Annotated in this window: 13 protein-coding genes and 2 pseudogenes; 7 read left to right on the forward strand and 8 right to left on the reverse strand. The window is 69.5% G+C overall.

Annotated features, from left to right (window positions below):
- The first annotated feature begins 20 nt into the window (after positions 1-20).
- Complete coding sequence (locus K4L06_RS04635) at positions 21-1,316, forward strand: condensation domain-containing protein (RefSeq protein ID WP_221670283.1); 1,296 nt, start codon at positions 21-23, stop codon at positions 1,314-1,316.
- Between the two features lie 21 nt (positions 1,317-1,337).
- Here the strand turns inward: K4L06_RS04635 and K4L06_RS04640 are convergent, their stop codons facing one another.
- A complete protein-coding gene (locus K4L06_RS04640) occupies positions 1,338-1,871 on the reverse strand; it encodes a putative immunity protein (protein ID WP_221670284.1) in 534 nt (177 codons plus the stop codon).
- 217 nt (positions 1,872-2,088) lie between these two features.
- Between K4L06_RS04640 and K4L06_RS04645 the strand changes: the two genes are divergently transcribed.
- Complete coding sequence (locus tag K4L06_RS04645; protein ID WP_221670285.1) at positions 2,089-2,544, forward strand: hypothetical protein; 456 nt, start codon at positions 2,089-2,091, stop codon at positions 2,542-2,544.
- An 80-nt stretch (positions 2,545-2,624) separates the two neighbouring features.
- Here K4L06_RS04645 and K4L06_RS04650 read toward each other — a convergent pair whose 3' ends face one another.
- Positions 2,625-3,554 (reverse strand): LysR substrate-binding domain-containing protein, encoded by a 930-nt coding sequence (locus tag K4L06_RS04650; RefSeq protein WP_221670286.1) that lies wholly within the window; start codon positions 3,552-3,554, stop codon positions 2,625-2,627.
- A 91-nt stretch (positions 3,555-3,645) separates the two neighbouring features.
- Between K4L06_RS04650 and K4L06_RS04655 the strand changes: the two genes are divergently transcribed.
- Positions 3,646-4,731, forward strand: coding sequence for a hypothetical protein (locus K4L06_RS04655; RefSeq protein ID WP_221670287.1), 1,086 nt, complete (start codon positions 3,646-3,648; stop codon positions 4,729-4,731).
- 194 nt (positions 4,732-4,925) lie between these two features.
- Here K4L06_RS04655 and ligD read toward each other — a convergent pair whose 3' ends face one another.
- On the reverse strand, positions 4,926-7,544 hold the full coding sequence (ligD, locus tag K4L06_RS04660; protein WP_221670288.1) for a DNA ligase D: 2,619 nt from the start codon (positions 7,542-7,544) through the stop codon (positions 4,926-4,928).
- Positions 7,545-8,005: 461 nt separating this feature from the next.
- On the opposite strand from ligD, the pseudogene K4L06_RS04665 reads away from it, so the two are divergent.
- Both K4L06_RS04665 and K4L06_RS22545 read left to right on the forward strand, forming a co-directional pair.
- A pseudogene (locus tag K4L06_RS04665) lies at positions 8,006-9,073 on the forward strand (PAS domain S-box protein); the annotation flags it as partial.
- A gap of 48 nt (positions 9,074-9,121) precedes the next feature.
- Positions 9,122-9,463: pseudogene (locus tag K4L06_RS22545) on the forward strand (response regulator); the annotation flags it as partial.
- 140 nt (positions 9,464-9,603) lie between these two features.
- Here the strand turns inward: K4L06_RS22545 and K4L06_RS04670 are convergent.
- Positions 9,604-10,011 carry a hypothetical protein gene (locus tag K4L06_RS04670; RefSeq protein WP_221670290.1) on the reverse strand — a complete coding sequence of 136 codons (408 nt, stop codon included), beginning with the start codon at positions 10,009-10,011 and terminating at the stop codon, positions 9,604-9,606.
- A 300-nt stretch (positions 10,012-10,311) separates the two neighbouring features.
- Here K4L06_RS04670 and K4L06_RS04675 point away from each other — a divergent pair, with 300 nt between their 5' ends.
- Positions 10,312-10,692 (forward strand): hypothetical protein, encoded by a 381-nt coding sequence (locus tag K4L06_RS04675; protein WP_221670291.1) that lies wholly within the window; start codon positions 10,312-10,314, stop codon positions 10,690-10,692.
- A 40-nt stretch (positions 10,693-10,732) separates the two neighbouring features.
- On the opposite strand, the gene K4L06_RS04680 is transcribed toward K4L06_RS04675, so the two are convergent.
- From K4L06_RS04680 to K4L06_RS04695, 4 genes are all read right to left on the reverse strand, one after another.
- A complete protein-coding gene (locus tag K4L06_RS04680; RefSeq protein ID WP_221670292.1) occupies positions 10,733-11,308 on the reverse strand; it encodes a hypothetical protein in 576 nt (191 codons plus the stop codon).
- Positions 11,305-11,718, reverse strand: a complete 414-nt coding sequence (locus K4L06_RS04685) for a thioesterase family protein (protein WP_221670293.1) — start codon at positions 11,716-11,718, stop codon at positions 11,305-11,307. Before K4L06_RS04685 ends, K4L06_RS04680 begins: the two co-directional genes overlap by 4 nt.
- Before the next feature lie 65 nt (positions 11,719-11,783).
- Positions 11,784-12,815 (reverse strand): hypothetical protein, encoded by a 1,032-nt coding sequence (locus K4L06_RS04690; protein WP_221670294.1) that lies wholly within the window; start codon positions 12,813-12,815, stop codon positions 11,784-11,786.
- Positions 12,816-12,986: 171 nt separating this feature from the next.
- Positions 12,987-15,023: a hypothetical protein gene (locus K4L06_RS04695; protein WP_221670295.1), complete on the reverse strand. Its 2,037-nt coding sequence runs from the start codon at positions 15,021-15,023 to the stop codon at positions 12,987-12,989.
- A gap of 940 nt (positions 15,024-15,963) precedes the next feature.
- Between K4L06_RS04695 and K4L06_RS04700 the strand changes: the two genes are divergently transcribed.
- Positions 15,964-16,605 (forward strand): TetR/AcrR family transcriptional regulator, encoded by a 642-nt coding sequence (locus K4L06_RS04700; protein ID WP_221670296.1) that lies wholly within the window; start codon positions 15,964-15,966, stop codon positions 16,603-16,605.
- The last annotated feature ends 54 nt before the right edge of the window (positions 16,606-16,659 follow it).

The following is a 16,659-nucleotide window of genomic DNA, read 5'->3' on the forward strand; positions in this document are numbered from 1 at the left end:
GTCCCGATACGAGGTCGACGATGAAGCGCAAGATGTCCACGATCGAACGCATGATCGACGGCAACGTGGTGTTCGCGGTCACCCTGGCCGGCGACCTGGACGAGTCCCGGCTGCGCGCGGCGATCGACCGGGTCCAGGCCAAGCACCCGGCGCTACGGATGCTGATCCGCGAGCAAGGCGGTGCCCTCCTCTACGAGATGGACTGCGCGCCGCCGGTGCCGCTGCGCATCGTCGAAGGCGTCGATCACGAAACCCATGCCCGCGAATGGCGCCACGAGGCCTACGCGCCCTTCGTCCACGAGCTGCCGCAGCTGCGCCTGACCTGGCTGCGCTCGGACGAGGAGCACGAGCTGCTGATCGCCGCCACCCACCGCATCTGCGACGGCATGAGCCAGCTGACCATCGTCCGCGAGTTGCTCGACGGGCTGGAATCCGGGCAGGCGCTGGTGCCCTATCGGGCCATCACCCCGACCGACGTGATCGGCGACTTCGACGACGGCAAGCGCTGGAAGCGGCGCGCCGCCGCCTGGCTGATCAACGCCGTATTCGCCCTGCTGCCGCCTACGCGCCGGCCGGTCGACAAGCACGAACTGCACATCCACTGGAGCGTCGGCGCCGAGCTCACCGAGGCCCTGCGCCGGCGTTGCAAGGCCGAGGCCGTGTCCTTGCACACCGCGCTGCTGCTGGCCCTCAGCCAGGCCCAGCAGGCCACCTTGCAGCGCAAGATGCCGGACTGGATCGAAAGCCCGATCGACGCCCGTCGCGAACGCCTGTCCATGCTCAAGAGCGACATGCTGTTCTTCGGCGGCGGCAGCTTCAAGGTGCCGGCGCGGCAGAGCGCCGACCCGGATTTCTGGAGCGCCGCGCGCGAACTCAACCGCCACATCCTGCAGCAGGTCGCCCAGGGCATCGACGACATCCCAGGTAAGTACCAGTTCTGCGAAATGATCCGCCCGCCCTCGCAGGCCAAGATCCGCACGCTGGTGCGGCTCGGCGATGCGATCAGCCGCAACCGCAACTGGAACCTGTTTTCGTTCTCCAACCTCGGCAACATCCAGTTGCTGCAACCCGGCTCGCCGCTGCGCGTGCGCCGGCTGCGGATCTATGTGCACTCCTTCGCCAGCCGCGTGCTCGGGGTGATCGCCTACACCTTGAACGGCGAACTGAACTTCATGTACACCGGCGACGACCAGTGCCTGAGCCGGCCGGAAGCCGATGCCCTGCGGGCGGCGTTCATGGCCCAGTTGGAGGCCTGCCTGGCCCAGGACAGCACGCTCGTGCCAACGCAGGACGCTTTGGACGCCGAGGCCGCCTAGGGCTGATCGCCGGTCCGACGGTCAGCCGCGCAGCGCGGCATCGAGACGATGGATCAGCACCGCCCTCGCGCCCTGGGCCGGCGCCGGCGCGGGCAACCTGCGCACTGCCTCGCGGACTCGCTCCGGCACCTGTTCGATCGCCCAACCCAACGCGGCGTCCAACGCCGCGGCGTCCGCGCCAGCCGCCAGCGCCTGCGCCTGCGCCGCATAGGCCGCCGGCCCGAGAATGTGGTTGAGCTGATGCGCGCTGGCGATCGGATGGGTATAGGCGGCCGCCGCCGCGAGCGAGGCCGCGCGCGCGGCGGCCTGGGCCACGGGATCGCCCGCTTCGCGCGCCGCGACGTGAGCGGCCCAGCTCAGGCTGCGCAGCCGCGCCGTGCGTCGTTCGCCGGCGGCGAACTCGCGCGCCGCCGCGATCGCCGCGCGCGGCCGCGCATCGCCCGGCACCGCCGCTTCGAACAGCGGCAGCGCACGCTGCGCGCAGTCGGCGCCCCAGCGCGCGATCTGGCGCAGGTCGTCGAGATCCAGCAGCGCGCGCGGCGATGGGGCATCCATTTCAAACCTCTGCCGCGGCGGCGAAGCACTGCGATCCGGCTGCGCAGTGTACTGCGTTCGATGCGCCCCTTCGCCGCGCGGAAACGTTCGTGCGTTCGCAGCGAAACCACCGGGAAAACGACCGAATACGGGGCCGATCATCGATGCTAGTCCACGTCACAAAGCCTTAATCGCAATCGGCGGACGATCCGACAGGATCTCCGTCGGGCCCACCCGCATGGCCGCCAACGCCCCCAACACCAGGATCGAGCAGTTCTTCCGCCGCTATCAACGCTGTTTCCAGCGCGCCCTGGACGACCCTCACGACGTCGACACCGACGCGGTGACCGGGGCCTTCGCCGACTACTTCGTCCAGTCCAGCCCGGCCGGCGTGTACGGCGGCAAGAACGGGTTGAAGTTCAAGTTCATGATCGGCCGCGGCTTCGCCCGGTATCGCAAGATCGGCATGACCTCGATGGCGATCGCCAAGATCGAGACCACGCCGCTGGACCCGGCGCATGCGCTGGCCAAGGTGAATTGGGACTCGCGCTACCGCAGGCGCAAGGACGGCGCCGAAGTGCGGATCGTGTTCGCCAACCTCTACTTCCTGCGCCTGCGGCCGGGCAAGCCGAAAATCTTCGGCTATGTCACCGGCGACGAAGCGGCGCTGCTGAAGAAGCACGGCCTGAGTTGAGCGCGGGCAGGCGGGCGGAACAGCAGCGGCGATGCCCTTGCGTCCCACCGGCGTGAAAGAAGCGCCGCCTCGCGCTCAAATCAGGACGCCAGGCCACGCAGGTAGGACTGCGCGGCGCCGCGCGCGCTGGCGGCTTCCTCGGCGACCCATTCGCGGAAGCGGGCGATCTTGGGCTGGTGCTGGCGCGCGGACGGACTGACGAACCAGAACGCTCGGCCGTCGCCGGCCGCGCGCTCGTGCGCCGGCACCAGCCGGCCGGCGTCGATTTCGTGGCGGAACAGGATCGGCGAACCGATCGCGATGCCCTGCCCGGCCACCGCAGCGGAGATGTCCAGGTACTCGGCCGGCAATTGCATCGCGAAGCTGCCCGCCGGCAGGTTGCGCTCGCAGCCCACCGCCGCGAACCACAGCGCCCACCAATCGCGCCGGCCGATCAGCGGCAGGTCGAGCGCCTGCGCGGGATCGGTCAGGCCGCGCGCCGCGTCGGCCAGCGCCGGCGCGCACAGCGGCACGAACACGCTCGGGAACAGGGCGGTGGCCTGCAACCCGGGCCAGTCGCCATGGCCGTTGCGGATCGCCGCATCGAAGCGGCCGCCGGCCAGGTCTTCGGCCTCGACCGACAGGTCCAGCTCCAGTTGCAGTTCCGGATGGCGTTGGCGGAACCGGCCGAGCCGCGGCATCAGCCAACTCGTGCCCAGCGTCGGCAGGGTGGTCAGCGACAGATGCGCGCGGTCGGCGTCGGCGGCGCGGACGAAGCTGGCGCGCAAGGCGGCGAAGGCGCCGATCGCCTCGCGCGCGACGATTTCGCCGGGCACGGTCAGGCTGACCCGGTTGGCGCTGCGCACGAACAAGGGCATGCCCAGCTGCGTCTCCAACCGGCGCACGTGGTAACTGACCGATGCGGCGGTGGTGTCCAACTCGTCGGCCGCCTTGGCGAAGCTGCCCAGCCGCGCCGCGGCCTCGAAGGCGCGGATCGCGGACAGGGACGGGAAGCGGCCGGTGCCGAGCATAAGTGTGGCTTAGCCTGCGCAGCGGAAATTGCGTTGTCAACGCGGCGCCGCGCTGCCGATGATCGATGCATTCCCCGCCAGGACCCACGCCATGCCCTTTCTGCGCACCCGCCGCACCTTGCTGGCCGCGCTCGCCAGCGCAGGCGCTGCCGCCGCCACCGGCCTGCCGCTGTTCGCCCGCACCGCCCACCCGGCGCGACCGGCCCGTGGCGGCGACCCGGCACAGGACTGGGCCTGGCTGACCGGCAACTGGGACGTGCGCCATCGCCGGCTCAAGGAGCGATTGACCGGCAGCCAGGACTGGGAGGAATTCGCCGGCACCAGCACGTTCCGGCCGATGCTGGACGGCCTGGCCAATATGGACGACAACATCGTCGGCCTGCCGTCCGGCAGCTACCGCGGCCTGACGCTGCGCGCCTTCGATCGCGCCAGCGGGCAGTGGTCGATCTGGTGGCTGGACGCGCGCCGTCCCGACCGCATCGACCCGCCGGTGCGCGGCGCATTCGATGGCGACGTCGGCACCTTCGTCGGCCGCGACACCCTGCGCGGCCGTCCGATCCTGATGCGCTTCCGCTGGCGCGACCTGCATGGCGCGCGGCCGTGGTGGGAACAGGCCTTCTCGCCGGACGATGGCGCCAATTGGGAGGTCAATTGGCGCAACTGGTTCACCCGCACCGCGGCCGAGCCCACCCCGCTGCCCAAGCTCGCCGGCGCGCCGAAGGATTTCGATTTCCTGATCGGGCGCTGGAAAGTCGCCCATCGCCGCTTGCGCCGGCGCCTGGCCGGCAGCGACGACTGGGACGAATTCGGCGGCCGCTTCGAGAACCTGCCGGTGCTCGGCGGCTACGGCAACATCGGCGACAACCTGATGGAGTTCCCTACCGGCACCGTGCGCGGCATCGGCCTGCGCGCCTACGATGCGCAGCGCCGGCGCTGGTCGAGCTGGTGGCTGGACGGCCGCGAACCGACCACGATCCAGCCGCCGGTACTCGGCGGCTTCAGCGACGGCGTCGGCACCTTCATCGGCGACGACAGCCTCGACGGCCGTCCGATCCGGACCCGGGTGATCTGGTCGCGCATCACCGCACGTTCGGCGCGCTGGGAACAGGCCTGTTCCGACGACGGCGGACGCAGTTGGGAAACCAACTGGATCAGCGATTTCGAACGCCTGGCCTGAGCGAACTCTTCGGCCGGCCCGTCGGTCGAGCGGCCTTGCCCCAGCCTAGCCCGCGTCGGGGCCACGGTACGCCGCACTCACCGGGGCATCGACGATTCGTGGCCGGGCCTGCGAGTCGGACGCATTGCGCCAGCGCGTACTCGTTGCCGCGTCCGTCCATGAAGACCGCGACGAACGCGCTCGCCGCAGGCCGATCAAGGCGCACCGAGCTCGCGCAGCAACTCGTGGACGCGCTCCAAGTCCTGCTCGACCTGGTCGATGCCCTGCCAGGGATGCCGGCGCAGGCGCTTGACTCGCGCCACCGCCGAGACGATGTCGAAGGCGTGCCCGCTCTTGACCTTGCCCAGTTCCTCCCAGCGCAGCGGCATGGCCACCGGCGCGCCTTCGCGCGCGCGCAGCGAGAACGAGGCCACGCTGGTCGCGCCGCGGCCGTTGCGCAGGTAGTCGACGAAGATCCTCTTGTTGCGGAACTTCTTGCTCGAGGTGGCGACGTATTTCAGCGGCTCCATCGCCGCCAGGGTGTCGGCGAAGCCGTGCGCGAAGGGCTTGACCAGGCTCCAGTCGCAGCCCGGCCTGACCGGCACCACCACGTGCAGGCCCTTGCCGCCGGAGGTGCGCACGAACGACTGCAACTGCAACGATTGCAGCAGCTTGCGGATCTGCCGCGCCGCATCGACCACCTCGCTCCAGGCCACGCCCGGCCCCGGGTCGAGATCGAACACGATCCGGTTGGCGCGATCGGGCCGCTCGGCGGTCGAGCCCCAGGGATGGAATTCGAGCGCGTTGAACTGAACCAGCTCCATCAGCCCGCGCGCGTCGCGCACCACCAGGTAGTCGGCGTGGTTGCCGGCTTCTTCCTTGAGCTTGACCCGGTCGACGCGCTCCAGTCCGGCGGTGTGGTGCTTCTGGAAAAAACACGGCCGGCCTACGCCCTGGGTGCAACGGACGATCGACAGCGGCCGGTCGACGATCTCCGGCAACAGCCAGTCCATCATCGCCAGGTAGTAGTCGGCGACGTCCTGCTTGGTCGCGCCGATATCGGCATACACCACCCGGCTCGGGCTGGACACCTGGAAGCCGGACAGATCCTCGTCGCCCGGCGGCGGCCTGCGCGCCGGGGTGACTGCGTACGTGGATTTGGACTTGGATTTTGACTTGGACTTGGATTTTGACTTCGGGGCCGACGCCCTGGCCGCGGATGCGCGCTTGCCCGATGCCGTCGCTCGGTCCGAGTCGAGCAGATCGGCCGGCGCCTTGTCCGGCCGCACGGCCTTCAACGAGGGTTGCCGCAGCAGCCCGTGCGAGCCCAGGCCGCGGTAGAACACCTCGACCACCGCGGCCGGTTCGAACCAGCGCGCGCTGCGCAGGTCGGTGTCGTGCGGCGGCATCTGCACGGTCGGCGCCTTGCGCCCCGCCTGCAGGCGCGCCGAGACCTGGGCGATCAATTCGTCGGAGAAGCCCGAACCGACCTTGCCGGCGTAGATCCAACCGTGCTCGCGGTGCGGACGCGCCAGCAACAGCGAGCCGAAGCCCTGGCGCGAGCCTTTCGGTGCGGTGTAGCCGACCACCGCGAACTCGTCGCTGGCCAGGCTCTTGGTCTTGCGCCAATCGTCGCTGCGCCCGGCGCTGTAGGGCCGGTCGGCGCGCTTGGAGATCACGCCCTCGAAATCGCGCGCGACCGCCAGCCGGTAGGCTTCGTCGCCATCGCCCTGGATGTGCGAGCTGTAGCGCAGATGGCCGTGCGCGCCTTCCAGGAGGCGTTCCAGCAAGCGCTTGCGCTCGATCAGCGGCGCGCCGGTCAGGTCCCAGCCGTCCAGATGCAGCAGATCGAACAGCACCAGCGACAAGGCACCCTGCTTCTCGCCCGACAAGGTCGCCTGGAGCAGGTTGAAATCGGTCTTGGCGCCGCCGCCGGCGATCAGCTCGCCGTCCAGCGCGGCGGACTTCAAGTCCAGCGCGGCGACGGCCGCGGCGATCTCCGGGAGCTTGTCGGTCCACTCCAGCGCGTTGCGCGACCACAGCCGCACCTTGCCCTTGGCCACCGCGGCGCCGATCCGGTAGCCGTCCCACTTCAGCTCGTGCAGCCATTGCTCGCCGCGCGGCGGTTCCCGGCCCAGCGTGGCCAATTGCAATGCGAAGGCTTCGCCGCTCAAGCTCGCCGCCTGGGCGCCCGGCAGTTTCTTCGCTTGCCCGGCCCAGCCGCGCCGCGCCGCCTTCGCCGCCGGCACTTCGCTCAGCCGCCGCTTGCGCGGTTTGCCGGCGCCGGAGCGCTTGAGGTCCGCGGCCGGCGGCGGGGTCACGTCGGCAAGCAGGTCGTCGGCCTCGACCTCGCCGGCGTACTCGTCCTGGTCCTTGAACAGCAGCCACTGCGGCTGCCGCGCCGCCTTGCCCGAACGCACCAGGTGCCAACCGCCCTTGAGCTTGCGCCCGAACAACTCGAAACGCAGATGGCCCTTGGCCAATTGCGCCTCCGGGTCGCCGTCGCTGGACCAGACCCCCGCATCGAACTGGGCGACGTGTCCGCCGCCGTAGTGCCCCTGCGGGATATGGCCTTCGAACTCGGCGTAATCGACCGGATGGTCTTCGACCTCGACCGCCATGCGCTTGACCGCTGGATCGTAGGACGGCCCCTTCGGCACCGCCCAGCTCTTGAGCGCATCGCCGATCTGCAGGCGGAAGTCGTAATGGCGGCGGCTGGCGTGGTGCAACTGGACGACGAAGATCGCGCGCTTGCCCTTGGGCAGGCGCTTGCCCGGCTCCGGCTCGCGGGTGCCGGCGAAGTCTCGCTTGCGGCGGTACTCGACCAGGCTCATCGCCGGCGCGCCCGGGCGCTGCCGGACACTGCGGCCCCGCGGTTCGCGCGGGCGCTGGGGGGACGCTGCAAATGCGGGGCGGCCATGGCGCGCTCCTCGCCGCCGAACGGGTCGCTGCCACGCTGGCGGGACCGGCGTTAGCCAGGCGCGAAGGCCGCACGCCGGCCTAAGCGGCGTGGACTGTGGGCCAGTGCCCGGCTTTGCGCTGAACGGTTCACGGATCTGCAGTTTTTTCACTCCTGCCGGCCAGACCGGGGACCGCAACGCCATCTCGGCCGCAGCTCGCGCCACGGCACGGTACTTGCGTGCTCGTCCAGCGAGGCGTGCGCCTGGACCTCCGGCCGGGCGCGCGAACCGGTGGACGGACACGGCGTTTCGCGGCAGGCTGATTTCCCCCTGGCGACAGCGCCGAGCGAGCCATGACCTCTTTGGACATCCCCGCGCCCGCCACTGAGGCCGCCATGCTGCTGCACCAGCCCCGCCAGCTCGAACTGCTCATCGCCGGGGTCGTGGACTACGCGATCTACATGCTCGATCCGAGCGGCCGGATCGCCAGTTGGAATCCCGGCGGCGTGCGCATCAAGGGCTATCAGTCCGAGGAGGTCATCGGCCGTCACTTCTCGATGTTCTACACGCCGCAGGACAACGCCGCCGGCGTGCCGGAAGCCGCCTTGGCACAGGCGCGCGACACCGGCCGGTTCGAGGCCGAAGGCTGGCGCGTGCGCAAGGACGGCACCCGGTTCTGGGCGCATGTGGTGATCGACGCGATCCGCGAGAACGGCGAGCTGATCGGTTTCGCCAAGGTCACCCGCGACATCACCGAACGCAAGCAGGCCGAACGCGAGCTCGAAGAGGCGCGCTCGGCGCTGCTGCAATCGCAGAAACTCGAGGCGGTCGGCCAGCTGACCTACGGCCTGGCGCACGACTTCAACAATCTGCTCACCGTCGCGCTCAACAGTCTGGAGCGGATGAAGAACGTGCGCGGCGACGCGGAGAAGTTCGACCGCGCCGCCGGCACCGCACGGCGCGCGCTCGACCGCGGCACTCGCCTGACCAAGCAACTGTTGGCGTTTTCGCGCGGCCAGACCCTGCGGCCGAAGGCGGTCGACGTGAACGCCCTGCTCCGCGACGCCGAAGTGCTGCTGGCGCGGGTCTGCGACGAACGCATCCAACTGCTGTTCGAATTGCACAGCCCCCAGGCCACGATCCAGGTCGACCCGAGCCAGTTGGAGGCGGCGCTGCTGAATCTGGTCATCAACGCCCGCGACGCGATCGGTGAAGGCGGCAGTATCCGCATCGGCACCCGCACCGCCGGCGACGCGCTGATCGTATCGGTCGCCGACGACGGGCACGGCATGCCGGCCGAAGTGGCCAAGCGCGCCACCGAACCGTTCTTCACCACCAAAGAAATCGGCCGCGGCAGCGGGCTGGGACTGAGCCAGGTGTACGGCTTCGTCCGCCAGTCCGGCGGCACCTTCGAGCTGCAGTCCGCGCCCGGCAACGGCACCACGGTGCTGATGCATTTCCCCTTGACCGCCAGCGCCGCGCCCGAAGACCGCATCTCGGTGCTGCTGGTCGACGACGACGAAAACATCCTCGACGTGGTCCAGGACAGCCTGGCCGACGCCGGCTATGCGGTCACGGTAGCCAAGAGCGGAAAACAGGCGTTGGAGATCCTCGATACCGACGCCCAGATCGACATCGTTTTCAGCGACGTGTCCATGCCCGGCGGCGTCTCCGGCATCGACCTGGCGAGCCGGCTGCTGGAACTGCGTCCGCAGGTGAGGGTGATCCTGACCTCCGGCTACTCGCCGAACTGGCTGCCGGAAATGCCGCCGAACTGCGAGTTCATGCCCAAGCCCTACGAGTTGTCGGACCTGGACCGGAAACTGAAGCGGCTGCGTCGGCGACGCGCCTGAGGCGGTCGATCGGACTGGGCGCATACCTCGCCACCAGCAGCGCCGGCCGCCGCACATGCAGGGGCGTGCGGGGATCGCGGGCGGCGAAGCAGCGCGAGCTACCGACCTGCATGGGTAGGCGCAAGCAGCCGCCCGGCCCCTCAACCGCCGCTTTCGAACAGCCCCAGGAAAGCCCCGAAGGCGTCCATGACCCACATGCAGGCGAAGTTGTCGGCCAGGCCGAACCAGTTGCAGCCGACCCAGCCGAACGGAACGCACAGGACCGCGACGATAGCCAGACTGGCGATCGCCGCCGCGACCCGCTTTCGCGCCGCCTGCACCAGCAGATCGACGCCGAAGCCGAGCATCAGCAGCACGCAGATCATTCCCAGCAGCAGGGCGATGCCCAGGCCGGTATCGCCGCGGTGCTGCTGAGCCTGGGCATGCTCGAACGCGCTCAAGGCGTAGAAGTACAGGCCGACGAACGGGGCGACGGCAAGGCCGATGCGCAGCGCCACGGCCATCAGCGATCGGCGGAATCTTGCGGCGCGCGTAACGACGGCATTCATGACGGTCCTTGTGGATTCGGCCGCGCGGCGAATCGCGCGACGGGCGATAGGCCTCGTGCCTGCGGTTCGTGCCGGCGTGCGACCTTATCAGATCGTGGCTGCTCCAAAGCGGCGCAACCTGCCGTCCGGCGCATCGCCCCGGACCTATCGGCCGCGCCGCGATCGTGCTGTCCGCCACGCGGATAGTCCCGTTCGCCCCAGACGGATTGATCGCCCGCGCCGGCTCGCCTAGGCTCGATCCGACGACCACCGCGATCCATCGCCGGGTCGCCGCCAACCGACGCAGCCAAGGACGCCGCCATGCGCCCACGCAAACCCACTCAGATACGCATCGCGGTCGGCTTGTTCTACCTGGCGCTGCTGCTGTCGCTGGCGAAACCCTTCATCGAACCCTGGGCCTGGCTGCGCCCGCCGATGATCGTGATCGTCGGCTCCGCCGTCGCCGCCTTGCTGACCGTGTTCCTGATCGAGTTCGTCTCCATCGGCCGCAACTGGGCCCGCATCACCTACCTGGTCCTGACCCTGCTGTCGCTGCCGATCACCGCCCTGGCGCTGAAAGCCGAACTGTCGGCCCCGCACCTCGGCACGGCCTCGATCGCGGTGCAGTTGCTCGCCCACGCCATCGGCCTGTGCCTGCTGTTCACCGCGCCGGGCAAGGCCTGGTTCGCGCCGCGCGGCTGAGCCGCGTCGCGCTAGACCGAAGCCATCGATCCGGCCGGCCTCATCCAGCGGCGCCGACGAGCTCGGGACAGGAATCGTCGGAAGCGACGCAAATCGACACCGGCTCGCCTTGCACGCCCGAGCGCGACACGGGAACCAGTTCCAGTCGCCAGCGCACATGCCCGTCGGCGTCCGCGGCGATGCCCGTCCAAGGCCAGGCGACGGTGATCTTGCCCTGGTAGTCCCTGATCGCCGCCAGCGGATACTCGGGAAACAGGCCGGGGTCGTTGACCCCGGACTTCGCCCGCACCAGCAGCCCGTAGCGCTCGATGTTCCAAGACCTGGGAAGCTCGATGTTGAGGAAACCGACTCCGCCGCAAGTTCCTTCGTCGTCGGAAATCCAAGGGGCGAAATTTACCGCCAGCAGCTTGAGCGGCGGCGGCTTTCGCTCATCGGTCGGAGCGGCTTGCAGATGGAACTCCTGCGAGCGGATCGGGCTGCATGCGAGTGCCGGCGGGGCAACCACAGCCAGCGCAACCACAGCCAGCGCCAGCGCGGCCGCCCACCGGGCGTTCACGCGTCGGCCCGCACGCGCGGCCTGGGGTCCGGACACCGTACTTGCGCTGTGGTCGCTCATTCGGCGGCCCCTGCTTCGAGTGCGGCTTTCAATTCGGCCGGCAGCGCCACGGGCCGTCGGGTCTCGGGCGATACGGCCACTTGGCTGAGCGAGCCGCGGAACGTGGCCTGGCCCTCGGCGTTGCGGGCCAGCATCGACAACGCGAACGAATGCTCGCCGATCTTCTCGACCGCGACCTCGATCTCGATGGTCTCGTCCCAGGTCATGGGATGCAGGAACTCGATCGACAACGCCCGCGCGGGCGGCAGGACGCCCATGGCGAAGATCCGCCGCTCGGCGGGGCCGGCCAGCGCATGCGACAGGAAGGCCAGCCCCGCCTCGACCACGAAATGGGCGATGCGCGGCGTGTAGACCACGCCGCCCGGGTCGCAGTCGCCGAACTGGATGACTCGGGAGATCCGAAACGGCATGGCCCGCTCCGCGCTAGGGTGGAGCGAGCATACGCCGGCCGGCGATGGTCCGGCGGAGATCCGGACTAGGGACTGGGACGCAGGTGGCGCTTGAAGAAATCGACATAGCCGGCGAAGGCCGCGCCCGGATCGCCCTCATAGCGCGAGTCGGCGTCGAACGTGCAGCGCGCGCTGTTGCCGAACGCCTGCAGATAGGCCTGGCACAGCGCCGGGCCGAAGTCCGGGTAGTGCACCGGGTCGCGCTGGGCGATCTCCTCCAGGGTCAATAGCCGGCCGACCTCGGGGCTGTCGTAGATCAGGCGCACCGGCGGGTCCGGCTTCAGGCCGGCGTTGACGCTGCCGATCGCGCTGCCGAACTGGGCGTGCTTGGGGTTCTTCCGGTTGAACAGATACACGAATCGCGGCCGGTCGGCCGGCACGATGAAGAGTTCGGCGAACTCGGCGCCGGAATAGGTCGTCTGCGCGTTCACCGCGTAGACCGCGTTGACCCGGGTCGACTGGCGCGCGACCGGATCGGCGCTGTCCGGATCGCGCATATCGTCCTGCAGCGCGGTCCACACCGCCAGGGTGCCGCGCGACTGGCCGACCAGGAATACGTTGCGCTTGTCGATGTTCAGCGCCTGCGCGTTGGCGCGGATGAACTGCAGCGCATAGGCGATATCGTAGTGCGGCACGCGCGGGTCGGTGCCGCTGTTGGCCTCGTCCTGGTTGGTCACCGGATGGCGGAACTCGAGCGAGGCGAACGAAAAGCCCGCCCGCAGCGCCGGCGCCACCAGGGCCTGGTACATCGGCGAAGCGTCGGACAGGGTCTTGCTCATCCCGTTCGGATGCGCCCAGACGATCAGCGGCGTCGGCGTCGTCGACGGCGCGCGGTAGAAATCGAACTGCTGCTGCAACTGGCGTCCGCCCAGGGTCGGCTCCGGCCAGGTCTGCGCGCCGTAGCACAGGTCCGGCCCCTGCGCGCCCATCGGCAACGGCGTCGGCGTGCAGGCGCCGGCTTCGGCGGCGAACAGGACCAGGGCCGCGGCGCCGCCCAGCAGGCCGGCGCGCAGGCCGCGCATTTTGTGGTTCTCGCTCTCGTTCAAGGGCTGCATCATCGTTAGGCTCCGTGTGTTGTCGTCGTAGCGCGGCGCTGCATCGGCCGTCCCCTGGCCGACACAGCGATTCGCTCGGCGCCGCACGACCGGCCGCGCTATCGCGGCCAGCCGTGCGGCAGTGCCACCGGACGCTCCCCCATCCGGCGGCGTCTTGCAGGGCTCAGGCCGCGCTCAGCGCGCCGCCACCGCGTCCGTGGCGCAACCGTCCCACCAGCACGGCACCGAGTCGCGATACGGCAGTACCGCGCTCCACTTCGGGCTCTCCGCCGCGGTCTTGAACAGGCTTTCGCGCAGGCCCCAGGCGCCGTACTTGCTGTACGCGCCGGCGAAGTTGAACTGCACGAACACCTGGCCGTCGTTGGCCTGCCAACGCTCCATCGTTTGCTCGTAGGCCTGGCCCATGCGCGGATCGCGATTGGCGCGCAGCCACAGGGCCTGCCACTTGGCCTGGAACTCGGCCTCCACCGCGGCGCAGTCCGGCGGATCCTTGATCTTGCACTTGTACGGGCTGCCGTTGATCAGATGCTGGCCGCCCTCGTAGGCGTAGATCGGCTTGGCGTACGTACCGCGGGCGATGACGTCGCGATAGTTGCGCATCCAGATGTCGGACTGGGCCAGAGCGCCGCCGACCGCATCGGGCTGACGCCCAGCGGCGATGTCGCTCAGCGGCGTCTTGGCCAGCGGCTGGCCGTTCTTGTCCCGGGCGAGGATCTCTTCGAACAGCTTGTCCAGGCCGCCGTCGCTCTGGGTGAACCAGGTCTTGACGATGCGGTCGCGGTAAGCGTGCTCGGACATGTAGACGCCAAAATAGGGCGCGATCGCCACCGCATCGAAGCTGGCGGAGCAGGGCTTGCCCAGAATCGCCGCCGCCTTCGGACACGGCAGCAGCTCGTACTCGGCGGTCCAGGTCGTCGCCGCCTGCGCATTCACCACGCATTCCACTCGCCCCGCCTCGGCGCCGAACTCGGCCTTGACCAGGTCGCACAGCTGCGCGGCACGCATCGCGTGCCAGTTCTGCTGCCAGCCGTAAGGCGTGGTGTTCGGATCGTCGTCCGTTTCCGGATCGCCCCACAGGCCGACCGACTGGTCGTACTGCCACTTATAGTTGTCCCAGAAGCCGCCGTTCCAGGGTTCGTTGGTGTATTCGAGGATCAGCTTGGCCTTGGGGTGCAGATTGGCCTTGACGGTGCGCGCGAACCGCTGCGCGTAATCGTCGTTGGCCTGGGTCGGCAGGTTGATCCAGGCGTCGGCCTTCAGCGTATTGGCCAGATCGATCATCACGCCCACCGGCACGCCGTAGGGCCCGGTCCAGGTCGCGTCGGTCTTCATCGGACGATCCGCCCAGTCGGCGAGCTTGGAGCTGTTGGTGCGGCCCCAATCCATGAAACGCAAGGTGCGCATGCCGCTGAGGTCTGCCAGGAAGGTCGGGAACCACACCTGGGTCTTGGACAGCGTTTCCAGGGACACGTAGTCGCCGTCGCAGCTCGCGTCGCCCGGCACGTAAACGTTCCTCGCCGCTGCGCACACGCCGCCCGGCGGAATCACGCGGATATTGCGGATGTGGTCGCCGGCCGTGGTCGACCTGATCCTGACCAGGAAGCCGCCGCCTTCGTCCTGGCCGGAGTTGCTGACCCGCACCAGGTCGCGGCCCTTGGACGCGGAGACCAACGAACCGATGCCGTCGTATTCGATCGTACCGCTGCCCTCGTACAGCACGGTATAGACGCCGGCCGGATGATCGCCGCGGTCGCCCTGGAACAGGTCCGCGACCACGTAGCGATACTTGACTTCGCCGTCGCCGGCCGCGGGCAGGCTCTTGACCCAGCCGTTCTCGTCCAGATCCAGCCGGTCCGCTTCGCCGGTATCCCAGACCCCGTCCTTGGAGGTGATCCAGGGGCTGGCGCGCTTGAACTGGTCGATGGTCGGGAAATCGTTCGACCAGTAATCGAACCCGGACAGGTTCACGCCCATGCCGCCGTAATGCCTTTGCCCCGGCAGCGCCGCGGCAACAGCCGCGACGTGCGCGGGGTCGCGCGGGCTGACCACGGACGGCGCGGCCTGCGGCGGCGCGCTTGCGCTTCCGCCCGGGGCCTCGCCAACGCTACCGCCGCTGCAGGCCTGCAGGGCGCCGGTCATCGCCACCAGGCACAGCCACTGCGGCCCCGGCATCCGCGCTGCGGATGCGATGCGGGACTTCGACTTCGACATGTCTTCTTCTCCATAAGAATGAGCGGAAGCGGGAGAGCTTCCGACGGCCGCCCGCATACGCGGATCGTTCCGATGAAACGCGCAGGCGGTTTCGCGCAGCCGCGCATCGATGCGACGCCGCTGGGCGACGCGCCGCGAGCTTACGGCAGCCGCGGACGCATCGGCGCGGCCGGATGCGTCTTCGACCGCGCGGATGTTCGGAGCTGGGAGCGAGCGCCCGGTCGCCGGCTACGGTCGGCATGGCCGGTGTCGCAATGTCGCGCATGCGGCGTACGTGTACTGCATATCGGCAAAGCACACTGCACTTCCGTTCGTCGCGATCGAGCGTCCGTTCGTCGCGGCGGCGAAATTTCCCGGCGGCGCTGTCAACCCGATCGCGGGCAGGGCGTTCTTGCCGGAGTCGGACGGACCCGCGCGCGCATCGTCGCTTGCGAACGGTTCGCCGCGCAGCCCCGTCGAGGCGCAGCGGATTTCGGTATCCCGCTGCCGCATGCAAGGGCATCCCCCTGCGCTCGACCCAGAACAGAACGATCAGACAAGGACGCACACATGAAGCTCGAGCCGACGCCGCCTCCTCGCGCAAGAACCGCTCCGGCCGGCGCGATGGATATCGCAGTCCTGCATCGATTCCGCTCGGCGCCGCCGCCGATACGCCGTGGCCGCATGCCCGACGCCGGGCGCGGCCACGGCGGTTGCGGCGCGATGCCGCACCCCAGGCTTCGACCGGCCTAGTTTCGGCCGGCGCACGGCTGCGCCGCGCTCGTTTCGGCCGGGCCGAACCGCCGCCGGTCGCGCCCCGCGCAGGCCGTCGGCGGCAACGCGATCCAGACGACTTTCGACTCCGGCCCAGCACCGCCGGCGGACCGGCCGTGCGCGATCGCCCTGCGCGCCGGCATCGCCGGAACCCTCACCGCCGTCCTATCTTCCCTCCGAGCCCCTCATGTCCCCCGCCCACACACGCGAAGGCATCGGTACGCGCCGCTCCCGCATCCTGCGCACCGCGCTCGAATGCTTCCTGAATTTCGGCTACCAGAAGACCTCGATCGAAGATATCGCCCGGCGATCCGGCCTGGCGCGCACCTTGGTCTATCGGATCTTCCGCAACAAAGAGGACGTGTTCTCCGCCGTATTCGAACAGTGGCTGGCGTCGCGCCATCCGGCCGCGCGGACGATCGCCGCATCCAAGCAAACCGCTTGCGAGCGCCTGAGCGCGGTGATGGAACTGCTGGTGATCGCCCCCTGGCGGGAGATGGCCGGCGCGCCGATGGCCGGGCAGTACTACGAAGTCTGCCGCCGGCTGATTCCGGAGCATCTGGACAATCACCGCCAGGTCCTGCGTCGCTGCACCGAGTCGGTGCTGGGCGACGAGTTGGCCGCTGAAGTCTTCCTGCTTGCACTGGATGGCCTGCTCGCCAGCGCACCGTCCGCGGAAGCGCTCCGGCAGCGGGTGGCGCTGCTGATCGATCGCTTCGCACCGCCTCCCGCGCCCCGTTTCGGCCTGCCCAGCGTCGCGCCGGAGCGGCTGGCCGGAGCGTCCCGGCCCTACCGGCCCGCCCTATCGCCATCGCTGTATCGACCGTAGCCCATCGCCGTCCATCGTCCGCGCCCGGCGCCGTCGTTGCCGCGACACCGGATG

The organism is Lysobacter sp. BMK333-48F3, from assembly GCF_019733395.1.
Taxonomy (GTDB): Bacteria; Pseudomonadota; Gammaproteobacteria; order Xanthomonadales; family Xanthomonadaceae; genus Lysobacter.